The organism is Bacillus sp. FSL H8-0545 (genome assembly GCF_038006105.1).
Taxonomy (GTDB): domain Bacteria; phylum Bacillota; class Bacilli; order Bacillales; family Bacillaceae_G; genus Bacillus_A; species Bacillus_A cereus_U.
The window spans coordinates 41,363-54,039 of sequence record NZ_JBBOUO010000003.1 but is presented as its reverse complement, the minus strand read 5'-3'; the positions used below and the strand labels follow the sequence as shown (position 1 = coordinate 54,039).

The following is a 12,677-nucleotide window of genomic DNA, read 5'->3' as shown; positions in this document are numbered from 1 at the left end:
TGGGAGATGAATTGGCTTCGGACAAGGGGTGGCATGAAGCCATCTTAATTGTTCGACATATGTAAAGTGTTACTGGGTAATTTGTCATTATCACTTCACTACCTATCGAATGTATGTTTGTTGTATAATAGACACATGTCGAACTGGAGGTGAAACGAATGATTATCAATAAAGCATATAAATTTCGTATATATCCAAATAAAGCACAAGCAACGCTAATCAATAAAACGATTGGTTGTTCTCGTTTTGTATTCAATCATTTCCTATCTCTATGGGATAACGCATACACAGAAACAGGAAACGGTTTGACATATGGTACATGCTCTGCCAAACTTCCTGCCATGAAGAAAGAGTTTGTTTGGTTAAAAGAAGTAGATAGCATTGCTATTCAGTCGTCTGTTCGCAACCTTGCGGATGCTTATACACGTTTTTTCAAAAAACAAAACAGTGCTCCGCGTTTCAAATCTAAGAAGAACAATGTACAATCTTACACCACAAAACAAACAAATGAAAACATTGCCGTTGTAGGAAACAAAATTAAATTGCCGAAACTAGGTCTTGTTCGATTTGCCAAAAGTCGTGAAGTAAATGGACGTATTTTAAATGCTACGGTTAGACGGAACCCTTCTGGCAGATACTTTGCGTCATTGTTAGTAGAAACAGAAGTGCAAGAACTTCCGAAAACACATTCTTACATTGGAATTGATGTAGGACTAAAAGATTTTGCCATTTTGTCAGATGGAAAAACCTATAAAAACCCGAAGTTTTTTCGATCATTAGAAGAGAAGTTAGCCAAAGCACAGCGTGTTCTTTCTAGAAGAACGAAAGGATCTTCTCGCTGGAATAAACAACGAATAAAGGTTGCTAGAATTCATGAATACATGACAAACGCTAGAAAAGATTACTTGGACAAAATCTCAACTGAAATCATCAAAAACCACGATGTTATCGGTATAGAAGATTTGCAAGTATCGAATATGTTAAAGAATCATAAGTTAGCAAAAGCGATTAGTGAGGTATCATGGTCACAGTTTCGAACCATGTTGGAATATAAAGCAACATGGTACGGTAAACAAGTCATTGTCGTATCGAAAACATTTGCTTCAAGCCAATTATGTTCTTGTTGTGGATATCAAAACAAAGACGTTAAAAATCTAAACCTACGTAAATGGGATTGCCCTTCTTGTAGTACACATCATGATAGAGATATTAACGCAAGTATCAATCTAAAGAATGAAGCGATAAGGCTTCTAACCGCAAGGACTGCGGAGATAGCCTAATAAATTAGAGTTCGATAGAACTCTTTACTTAGGAATCCCCCACTTCTAAACGAAGTGAAAGTGGGGGTAGTTCAATAATGTAGGGTTACCATTTCAAAAACATCTAAACAAGCCAATTTCTTAGCGTACAGGAAATCGGCTTTTATTTTGTCGAAATTTGCTTAACGTGGGTTTTATGTCATTTGGTTGGCGGGACCCCCGATATATCTTATTAAATTAAAAATTGAGACCCAAAAAACAAGAAAGGTTGGCATTTTGCCAGCCTTTCTTGTTTACTACTTCATTCATTTTACAAATAAAAATTTTGTTTTGGGGATACTTAAAAATCTTCGCTTAATGAGCATGGGGCCAAGCTGAAAAAATATAGACTATCGTAAAAAGTTCAGAATTTTATACGATATTAATGAAAGACTTTTGTAACATTTATGAAAGAAATTTGAAAGGTTTTTAAACTAAGATGAATTTATAAATATTGATTTTATATTTTAAATCAATATACGACAGTATTTATATGTTTGTTTTTTACAGTGTTACATGTAAGTAATCTAGGCTAAATCTTACTAAGAGAGGACAACAAAAATGAAGAAAAAATTTAAAACAATTGGAATTGGAAAGAAAGTAATTCCTACTGCAGCGGCATTAGGTATTCTTTTTTCTGTCGCTCCTATTGCAGAAAACAAAGCTAGCGCAGGGATAGGTACGGTAATAGATATAAGTATTACTGTATTAGGTGCTGTAGCAAACACTTATGAAGCACTTGGAATAAGCCCAGGGGATCGAGACCCTGGCACTCACATTGATGTATATGCAGAAAACGAAACTTACCAGGCTCCTAGTTTTACATCTGGGGAATTTAATATTTCCATGTATCATACACAAGGTGATTCGAATTTTCTTAAACCAGTTAAAGTACGCTATCCAGATGGAAGAATCGAAATTCATCAACTAAGATCTGGGCAGCAGCTTAAAATTACTGAAGCAGGTGCAATTATAGATTTAAACCCTAATGGAGCAAATGTCTCAGAACACGATCTTCTTTACATTACACAAGCACAATTAGACGAAGGAAAGACCGGAGTTGTGATAAATCAAGGCCAACATGCATTTGTAGAAAAAGCATCTGGTAAAAACCCAAGATTTCTTGGTCCACTTTACAAAAAATATTCCGGCGACTCCTTTGGCGATTGGACGGTGATTGCTAGAAATTCGGATTACCTATATGGTCAGATAGAAAATAAATTATCAGATAAGCAAAAACAATTGATAACATTGACTTCAAAGCCAGTATCTAAAGATGTTCTTGACAATTATGTTAATAATGAGCCTAAAGCTCGTGCAGATTTTTATGATCGATTATCTGATGTATTGGCGGAGCGTGTTAACGTCCTAGAGACATCTATTGCACTACCATTTACTACACTAAATGATGGTAAATCTTATCAAATTATCCCTTATAAAAAAGGAACGAATAAAGTAATCGTAAAAACAGGTTCAAAATACCTTTCAGGAAAAGAAGGAAACAGACTTCAATATTCCGATTCGCTTGGCGATGATGAAGTGTTTGAACTTGTTCAGATAGGAAATTCTTACGATGATAAATTTCAGTTCCGTTTGAATAATAAAAATGGGGTAAGTTTGGCTGGTAATCAAAATATTCATGGATTCGCTACTGATTGGAGTTTCAAATCTGAAATTCGTTTCCCTGATAAAAGCAACAATGAAATTCATAATTGGTTAATAGAGTGGTATCCGGGTAAAGAAAATGAGAGACAGAAGTATGACAAAATAGAGACTATAACTGATGAAAAGGACCCTACTAAATATCTTGCAAAAGATTCCTCTGGAAACGTGATAAAGAACAGTTGGATAAATCGAGGTACTGGTTATTCCTTTGCAGATGCTGATGGAGTCATTTTGACAGGCTGGCAAGACATTAAAGGGAAGACTTATTATTTCTCACCGCCTTATGGCTACATGGTTACTGGAGGTGGAAGTGATTCACTGATTGATGGGAAGTTCTATAACTTCAACGACTCCGGTGTTCTGCAACGATCAGTCTGGATAGGTAATAACTATTCCGATGCTTCAGGAGAATTTGTTAAAGAAGGCTTGAAAGATATAGACGGTAAAGTTTATTATTTTAAAGATTATCATCCTACTACAAATGAACTACCTATAAAAGATCAAGATGTCACTCTTCACTTTTCCGACAAAGGTGTGATTGAGAGAGTTTCTAAGCTAAATGGAGAAGCTATAAACAGCAGTGTTAATGTTAAGCTTGACAAGAAAACATTAGCATTTAATCAAGACGGTTCGATTTTAAAAACAGGAATCAACAAAAATACGAATACAATAGCATATTATAGTTTAGAGGATGGACCTTCCTATACCGGTTGGAAAATGATAGACGGTAAAAGATACTATTTCACAAATGGCCTCAATGATACGTTCAATGATTATAAAAACATTGACGGAAAAAAATATTATTTTCATGAAGACGGATCAGTTAACCGCGCAGGATTTGAAAAAACAGATGGTAAACTATACCATTTTGACAATAACGGCGTAGCACAAACGGGCTGGCAAACTATCGATAATAAATATTATTACTTCGATGAGAATGGAGCAGCTAAAACAGGATGGTTCCAAGTTGGTGGTGGATATAGACCTTGGCCTCTTGCATACGGATACCTTTGGTATTGTGCTAGAGAAGATGGTTCACTTTATTCAGACGGTTGGTTTAAAATCGACGGTAAAGATTATCACTTTGACCAGTGGGGACATAAAATGTAAAGTAATAACATAAAAATAACAAGGGAATGCTTGTATGCTGATATGTACTGCATTCCCTTGTTGTATGTATGCTATATTTAGCTCGAAACGACAAAAAAATATTGTACGTTAAGGGAAAATTTCACATACAAAAAAGACGATTCAAGTATAAATGAATAATAAGATTATAAAAAACGAAAATAAATTTTTAGAGATTATAGGAGTGTGTCAGCAATGATCGTAACAACAACTAATACTATTCAGGGTAAAGAAATTATTGAGTATGTGGACATCGTAAACGGTGAAGCAATTATGGGTGCAAATATCGTACGCGACATCTTCGCTTCTGTTCGTGACGTTGTAGGTGGCCGTTCTGGTGCTTATGAAAGTAAATTAAAAGAAGCTCGTGACATTGCGATGGAAGAAATGAAACAACTTGCAACGCAAAAAGGAGCAAATGCAATTGTTGGTATCGATGTAGACTACGAAGTGGTTCGTGACGGAATGTTAATGGTTGCGGTAAGCGGTACAGCAGTACGTGTGTAAATAGATAGAATGTGGATTTTTCTATAGCTGTTATGTATTTTCTATAAATATAGATGCATTATGTTTATGAACACATCACAAAACATAAAAAAGGAAGAGAATTTTTATAATTCTCTTCCTTTTTTATTTACGAGAAATTTCATGTTCATTAGCTGTTTAGTTCATCGAAAAATGCTGTAGAATTTACCTATTCTATTATAACAGCATACAACATGGTTTTAAGATGTAATATTGCATATCAGAATGTGTTGATATATATATAAGTACTTACTATAATGAAAGCATAAAGATAAATCACATCTTAGCAACAACAAAAGAGGAGGAAATAATATGACAATCGCAATGACAATTTTAAAATTTGTAGGTGGAGCACTTCCATTCGTTCAAGAACTTTTAAAAGCATTTATGTAAGTTCACTATTTAGCAATTATTTATAAATAATTATCATACCTTAATACGAAAAAAGGAAGGGGTTGAATTTTTTGAAAATTATAAAAAGTGTTAAAGGAATCAAATTATTAGCATGTTTATCAATTGGCTTATGCACTATTAATTATTCTTCTATTTCCTTCGCTGAAACAAAAACAAGTAATTCAGCTGATGCAACAAAAAATGCTAGTGGTATTGATACTGGCATAGGAAATCTTAAGTATAATAATCAAGAGGTTTTAGCAGTAAATGGTGATAAAGTAGAGAGTTTTGTTCCGAAAGAAAGTACAAATTCAAATGGTAAATTTGTAGTAGTTGAACGCGAGAAAAAATCACTTACAACTTCACCGGTGGATATTTCAATTATTGATTCTGTGGCTAATCGTACTTATCCAGGAGCAGTACAACTTGCAAATAAAGCTTTTGCAGATAATCAACCTAGTTTGTTAGTAGCTAAGAGAAAACCTTTGAATATTAGTATAGACTTACCTGGCATGAGAAAAGACAATACAATTACTGTTCAAAATCCTACATATGGTAATGTGTCTGGAGCAGTAGATGAATTAGTATCTACTTGGAATGAAAAGTATTCAAAAACACATACGTTACCTGCAAGAATGCAGTATACAGAATCTATGGTGTATAGTAAATCTCAAATAGCAAGTGCTCTTAATGTTAACGCTAAATATCTTGACAATTCACTGAACATTGATTTTAAAGCGATTGCAGATGGAGAGAAAAAAGTGATGGTTGCGGCATATAAGCAAATCTTTTATACCGTAAGTGCAGAACTACCTAACAATCCATCAGATCTTTTTGATAATAGCGTTACTTTTGATGAGCTAACTCGTAAAGGGGTAAGTAATGCGGCTCCGCCTGTTATGGTGTCAAATGTAGCTTATGGTAGAACAGTTTATGTGAAATTAGAAACATCATCTAAGAGCAAAGATGTACAAGCTGCCTTTAAAGCCTTAATTAAGGGGCAAGGCGTTGAAGCGAGTGGACAGTACAAAGACATTTTTGAAGACAGTACCTTTACCGCTGTAGTATTAGGCGGAGATGCAAAAGAGCATAACAAGGTTGTTTCAAAAGATTTTAATGAAATCCGAAATGTCATTAAAGATAATGCAGAATTAAGTTCTAAAAATCCAGCATACCCAATTTCATATACAAGCACTTTCTTAAAAGATAACGCAACTGCTGCTGTTCATAACAATACAGACTATATTGAGACGACAACTACAGAATATTCAAGTGCTAAAATGACGCTTGATCATTACGGTGCATATGTTGCTCAATTTGATGTATCTTGGGATGAATTCTCATATGATGAAAATGGAAAAGAAGTATTAACCCATAAAACTTGGGAAGGGAATGGCCAAGACAAAACGGCTCATTACTCTACAGTTATACCGCTTCCACCGAATTCAAAAAATGTAAAAGTCGTAGCGAGAGAATGTACAGGTCTTGCATGGGAATGGTGGAGAACAATTATTAATGAACAAAATGTTCCATTAACAAATGAAATAAAAGTTTCAATTGGAGGAACGACATTATACCCAAGTGCTAATATTAGTCATTAGGTAAAAGGGGCACGGCAACGATTACTTCTTTTTGGGGCCATTCAAAAAACAGATAGAATTCAAAGAACATATTGAATTCTATCTGTTTTTTATTTTTTTACATAAAGAACATTGAGGTTGCTTATACTCTTATCAGTCAGATGGTTTACTAAAACATCATCATAACAGAAATAAAAACTTTTTTATTTAATTAATATACAAATACTTTTGATGAGTTTTCCTCTAACAAACTAGAATTATAATTAGGTGCTAGTACGATGTTTGTATATGTCCCTGTACCCGAAAGGTATTTGTACCTATGTTTTAACCCCGATGGAATAAAAACAGATGCTGGACTTTCAATTATTTGCAATTCTCCTTCAATTTCCACTTCACATAAGAGGCCTGTACCATCTATTCTATTCCCCCAAAAAATAAAGGCACTATCACAATGATGTGCGTGAGTATCTACATGTCCTTCTAAGTTCTCATCCATATGGGCGTCGTAAAATACACGCTGTATTACATAAAATGAAGCACGTTCATCAGTTCTATAATCCATCTGTACCCAACGCTCTCCTGGACCATCACGATGATATAAAAGCTCAGATGCTCCTTTTACAAATGGTTTACTAACTCGGAGAGACTTTGAAAGCCGAGGCCCTTTTCTTTCTATACGTTTTTGTTGTATGTTCCTTACTCTGCCTATCATTTCAGGTTGAATACCCTCATATGCTGAGTAATTCTGCTGAACAGCTTTTATATGATAGGATGCAGTATGAGTAAATATATTCTTTCCAATAATCGGTCTCCAATGATCTACTTGACAACCAGTAGCTAATTGGAGAGATTGCGTTAATTCAGGAATCATCTGTAGTTTAAAGCACTGTAGATTACGCTTTTGAGATAAAAATACTGATAAATTTAGCAAATCAACAATCCCAGCACGTTCACCTATTCCGCACAATGTAGCATCAATGACAGATGCCCCTGAATCAATTGCAGCAAGAGCATTTGCCATGGCTAATCCTAAATCATTATGAAGATGAACTTCAATCTCACAAGGGAATGTCTCAACAGATTTCTTCACAATTGTCGCACACTGACCTGGCTCCCAAATTCCTACAGTGTCTGCTAAACTGATTCGATCTGCTCCAGCTATATGTGCAATCTGTCCAATGTAGGCGATATCTTCCCATTCCGTTCGTGAAGCATCTTCAATAGTAAAACGGATTTTCATTCCTAAAGATTTTGCTTCTTCAATAGCATGTTTCACCTGATTAATAACATACTCTTTTGATCGATTGGTATACTTTGTTTGTAAAGAAATAGAATTAATAGACGCCCAGATTCCTATCCAATCGGCACCAGCACGATAAGCCGCATGAACTTCTTCTTTTTTCGCCCGAGCATGCATAAGTATTTCGGCGTGCTTTGCAGATGCTGCAACTTCTCGGCAAATCTCTTCTTCTTCTTCAGAGATGCCAGGGTGTCCAACTTCAATAAGACTTACTCCAAAATCCTCTAACATGTGAAGTAATGTAATTTTGTCTTCCTTGGAGAAACGAATACCACATTGTTGTTCTCCTTCACGTAAGGTAGCATCTAATATTGTTAAACCCTTTTTCATTCCTGTTTGCCTTCTTTCGCTTCTATAAAGTTTAATGTTTGTTCGAATAGGGTATTACGATTCTTTTCATAAACAGCCCAGTGTGTTGCATCGGGGATTACTACTTCTTTTTTTTGTTTTGCACTTGTTAATTTTGACATCATATTTCGGTCTGCAAATATGTCATCTTCCCCGTAAATGACAAGTAATGGAGCGGTAATCTTAGATACATCATATAGAGGCTGATTTTTCCAAATATAAAATAAATCTTCAAGTGGACCAACTGGTCGACGAATCGTTTGATTATTTTTCTTACTCATAGGATCTGAATCAATAAAAACTTGTTTTACGGCATCCATTGCTTCGTTTGTAACAATTTTTTTATTTCCCATCATCATATGCCAATGATGCATTCCTTTATCAAAATCTACGATTTGATAAGCTGGTGCTTCAGGATTAAACTGATTAGGGTGTAGTGGGTTTTCGAAAGGTTGTGTCATCATAGGAAGTGTGAACCCGTGCATATACCCATATAAAATAAGTTTATTAATATCTTGAGGATGGGATATTGCATAATTTCCAGCCACAACGCCTCCATATGACCATCCAACAATATGAATTTTTTTTACGTTTCTCTTCTTTTTAATCCAATTTACAATAGTTTCTAGATCCTTAGTTGCATCATTCAAATGAATAACCGGACGGTTTTGGGAAGAAGGATCTGACATTTCTTTAGGGCGAGAAGAACGACCAAACCCTCTGAAATCCATAGCCCAAGTATCATACCCTTTTCTGGCGTACTCATCCATCCACGAAAATTTTGGTACATCAAATGCTTGAGCTGTAGGTACACTAAATGGTTCTAAAAATAAGATAATTTCATCAGATGTATACTGTTTTTTATTATTTAAGTTTTTATGAAGTAAAAATAATTTTTCTTCTCCTTGCTGAATTTCTAATTCTTGTTTTACCACTTTAGAAGTTTGATCATTTTGAGAAGTTTCTTTGATATTAGAACAACTAGACATAAGTATTATCAAAAAAATCCCTACTAAACTAATATGTGTCCATTTTATCTTCATTTAGAATATTCCTTTCATTTCATAGAAATGATAGCTATGATCCCAGCCGCAATAATTAATCCGGCTGGTAACCCTTTTGTAAATAATACGGCAATAAGAGTACCTATTAAGACACCTAACAATATCGTAGAATTCATAGGTAGAACTCCTACACCTTTTCCTCCTATGTATGACACAGTAAAACCTGCTAGAATGGATCCTAATCCGATAGGAGAGGTAATTAATTTTATTACATTTTCACTTGTAATCTTTCCAGATGTGATTGGTACTAAAAGGAATAGCATCAGAAAGAAAATACCAATTGGAAAAGAATATTGTTGAATAAGATGTAATAAAGTTTTTTGTCCAACAGCAAGTAAAACTCCTAATAAACAAGCCGCACCAGCTAGCGCATAATCCTTAACAAGTAGAGCGAGTGTAACAATAATCCCCAGTAACAAAAAAGGAAGCATATTCTCTTACCTCATCTATAATGTTGTATAATCCCAACTATCATTTTCAGGTACAGACACATGTACCATATTTTGATTTGCAAGGTTAATTTGTATTAAATTTGGACTTATTACAGGTTTTAAGTCTTCTCGATTTATTATAAATTTAAATGCTTCAAAGCTTGCCAGAATGCCTACGATATTCGCAACGGGAGACAGTACAGCCCATGGACGATCTTCTTGTACATAATTATTTGCCCATTGCTCATCCGCACCATGCTTGACCGAATGAAGAGCACGTCCATCTTTTAATTTATGAATTTTATTTTGCATTTCTGGTGTTAGTTCTTGTTGATAAGACGGATATCCTAACGCGATTTCATAAGGCGTAGAGTCAGGAGTTAAAGACATGACGCCACCTCTAAAGGGAGGTGTAACTGCAATCCAAATAGAAGGAATCCCTAATTTTTGAGCTGTACGATGGATAATTACTCTCGCTACTAAATTATCAGTTGCATCTATAATGACATCTGTATTCGTTAGAAGTTCTAATGCATTGTCCTCGGTAACAAATTCTTTCGTTATCTCTATTTGTAATAATGGATTAATGTCTTGCAAAACTTCTAAAGCAACATCTGCCTTCGGCTGTCCTAATTTACTGTTGGAACTTAGCATTTGTCGATTGATATTGCTTGCTTCAAATACATCTTGATCAATAACATGTAAAGAACCCACACCCATTCGCGCCAATTGGATGAGTGTAATTCCTCCTACGCCCCCTGCTCCAACTACAGTAACTCGAGAATTTTTTAATTTCTCCTGCTCCTCTACAGAGATAACACCAATATTTCGCGTAAAACTTTCTTCATATATATTTTGCATATCATTATTTTTTGTTAACAAATTATATTCCTCCTTACAGTGTTTTATAATCCCATCCACCCTTTGGGACTTCTTTTACTTGAACCGGGATATGACTATCTAAATCCATTACAATGCCTTTAGGCGCTCTAGCTAGAGGTTCACGACCAGTTAAAACTTGTATTGCTTCATGAAAGCTAAATAGTGACAATAGATGAGCACGCATCGGTGTGATAATCCAGCCTGCTTTTCCATCACAAAAATCTTGCGCCCACTCTTTTGGTGCGCCTTTCTCCACAGAATACCAAGCTCGACTTTTCTTTATATCAGCAATCTGTTGTCTTAATTCTTGATTTGTTAATTTGCATCCGACACTTGAGATGTTTAATGCTTCTTCATAAGGAATTCCGGTTGGAAAAAATGTAGAAACAAATCCTCGTGTTGGGGGGCTACCTGACATCCCCACACTTGGTATGCCTAATTCTCTAGCTGTTCTATGTATAATAACTCTTGAAGGCATATCATCTACGGCTTCTACTACAATATCATGCCCTTTTATAAGCTCGATTACATTATCTTCATCTACTCTTGTTTGTATAAAATTTGTTGATATATAGGGATGTATATCTTTTACAACCTGTTCTGCAACTTTTGCTTTTGGTTCACCTATAACACTAGAAAGCGCTAACATTTGTCTGTTAATATTAGAAACTTCAAATTCATCGGGATCAACACCGGTAATATGCCCTATTCCCATTCGCGAAAACAGAATTGCTTCATATCCACCTACTCCCCCTAGTCCAAAAATAATGACCTTCTTATTTCGAAGACATTCTTGTTCCTGTTCAGAATACACACCAATATTCTTCTTAACCATTTCCCAATAATATGAATCCATATCCATTTTGAAGTCTCCTTTATATGTAGTAACCATTTCAAAAAATAATTCCTCTATATAAAAATAGTCTAGAAGTATGTCATTTTTGTGTGCTATTTGTAAAAAAAATAAAAAACTTTCAATTCTTATTTTTTTAATAAATGAATATATATCCATTTATTAAAGAACTAAATAAATATGGTTCTGGTGCGAAAACTTCAAGATAATTGCAAGTAATCTCTAAATCTTGGACATACTGATACTATTACTCTAAAAAAGGTGCGTGATCAGTATGGAAAAGCGAAATTCATTCAAGTGGAAGCATTATCATCATGATATTATTTTGCAAACAGTAAGATGGTACCTACGGTACAACCTGAGCTTTCGTGATTTGGTGGAAATGATGGAGGAACGGGGCTTATCCGTTGCCCATACAACGATTATGCGTTGGGTTCATCAGTATGGTCCTGAATTAGACAAAAGAATCCGTCGTCATCTCAAGCAAACCAATGACTCTTGGAGAGTCGATGAAACATATATCAAAGTAAAAAGTCAATGGATGTACCTGTATCGTGCTGTCGATTCGAAAGGAAATACCATCGATTTTTACCTAAGCAAAGCAAGAAACCACAAGGCTGCAAAGCGATTCTTCAAGAAAGCTTTGCAGTCTTTTCATATTTCTGAGCCTCGTGTCGTGACAGTCGATAAGAATCCAGCTTATCCTATAGCAGTTGAAGAATTGAGAAAAGAAAAAAAGATGCCATTAGGCATCCAACTAAGGCAAGTGAAATATCTCAATAACATAGTGGAACAAGATCATCGATTTATTAAAAAGCGAGTTCGTTCGATGTTAGGAATGAAATCCTTTCGCACAGCTACATCCATTATTTTTGGAATAGAAGCTATGCATATGGTAAAAAAAGGGCAACTTATTTTACTGGACAAGTCTGTCCAAAATCAAGTGAAGTTTATCCATCAACTATTTGGAATTGTTGCTTAAGACTAGATTCCACTAGGAAACTTTTCGCCTCTTTATATCTTTCCTAAGTATTTGCACCAGAACCATTCATTGTATGTTGAAAAAACGCAGTTTGATTGCAAACTGCGTTTTTGTTATAGATTATTTGGATTTCTTTGAAGGAACATGCAGTATGACAAAGACTTTTGAATTCCTTCTAAATTGGCAAAACATTGCTTTACACATCTATGCTCTTGCTCTATGACATTA

Annotated in this window: 10 protein-coding genes; 5 read left to right on the top strand and 5 right to left on the bottom strand. The window is 35.0% G+C overall.

What is annotated here, in order from left to right:
- Window positions 1–158: 158 nt before the first annotated feature.
- The 4 genes from tnpB to MHI07_RS28080 all read left to right on the top strand — a co-directional run bounded on the left by tnpB (window position 159) and on the right by MHI07_RS28080 (window position 6,610).
- On the top strand, window positions 159–1,280 hold the full coding sequence (gene tnpB, locus MHI07_RS28095) for an IS200/IS605 family element RNA-guided endonuclease TnpB (protein ID WP_340827173.1): 1,122 nt from the start codon (window positions 159–161) through the stop codon (window positions 1,278–1,280).
- 579 nt (window positions 1,281–1,859) lie between these two features.
- Window positions 1,860–4,073, top strand: coding sequence for an N-acetylmuramoyl-L-alanine amidase family protein (locus MHI07_RS28090; protein WP_340827183.1), 2,214 nt, complete (start codon window positions 1,860–1,862; stop codon window positions 4,071–4,073).
- 213 nt (window positions 4,074–4,286) lie between these two features.
- Window positions 4,287–4,598: a heavy metal-binding domain-containing protein gene (locus MHI07_RS28085; RefSeq protein ID WP_000637487.1), complete on the top strand. Its 312-nt coding sequence runs from the start codon at window positions 4,287–4,289 to the stop codon at window positions 4,596–4,598.
- A gap of 473 nt (window positions 4,599–5,071) precedes the next feature.
- The gene (locus MHI07_RS28080) at window positions 5,072–6,610 is read left to right on the top strand and encodes a thiol-activated cytolysin family protein (RefSeq protein WP_340827182.1); all 1,539 of its coding nucleotides are present in this window, start codon (window positions 5,072–5,074) and stop codon (window positions 6,608–6,610) included.
- Between the two features lie 190 nt (window positions 6,611–6,800).
- On the opposite strand, the gene MHI07_RS28075 is transcribed toward MHI07_RS28080, so the two are convergent.
- From MHI07_RS28075 to MHI07_RS28055, 5 genes are read right to left on the bottom strand one after another with little or no spacing between them, the layout of a single operon-like run.
- Entirely contained in the window at window positions 6,801–8,219 is a 1,419-nt protein-coding gene (locus MHI07_RS28075; RefSeq protein ID WP_340827181.1) for a homocitrate synthase/isopropylmalate synthase family protein, read from the bottom strand.
- Window positions 8,216–9,280 (bottom strand): alpha/beta hydrolase, encoded by a 1,065-nt coding sequence (locus tag MHI07_RS28070; protein ID WP_340827179.1) that lies wholly within the window; start codon window positions 9,278–9,280, stop codon window positions 8,216–8,218. The genes MHI07_RS28075 and MHI07_RS28070 overlap by 4 nt, the downstream gene beginning before the upstream one ends.
- A gap of 14 nt (window positions 9,281–9,294) precedes the next feature.
- Window positions 9,295–9,732 (bottom strand): DUF441 family protein, encoded by a 438-nt coding sequence (locus tag MHI07_RS28065; RefSeq protein WP_002161856.1) that lies wholly within the window; start codon window positions 9,730–9,732, stop codon window positions 9,295–9,297.
- Between the two features lie 15 nt (window positions 9,733–9,747).
- Entirely contained in the window at window positions 9,748–10,614 is an 867-nt protein-coding gene (locus tag MHI07_RS28060) for a HesA/MoeB/ThiF family protein (RefSeq protein ID WP_340827178.1), read from the bottom strand.
- A gap of 13 nt (window positions 10,615–10,627) precedes the next feature.
- Entirely contained in the window at window positions 10,628–11,476 is an 849-nt protein-coding gene (locus MHI07_RS28055) for a HesA/MoeB/ThiF family protein (RefSeq protein WP_002144027.1), read from the bottom strand.
- 265 nt (window positions 11,477–11,741) lie between these two features.
- Here MHI07_RS28055 and MHI07_RS28050 point away from each other — a divergent pair, with 265 nt between their 5' ends.
- Complete coding sequence (locus tag MHI07_RS28050) at window positions 11,742–12,449, top strand: IS6 family transposase (protein WP_340827168.1); 708 nt, start codon at window positions 11,742–11,744, stop codon at window positions 12,447–12,449.
- Window positions 12,450–12,677 lie beyond the last annotated feature (228 nt).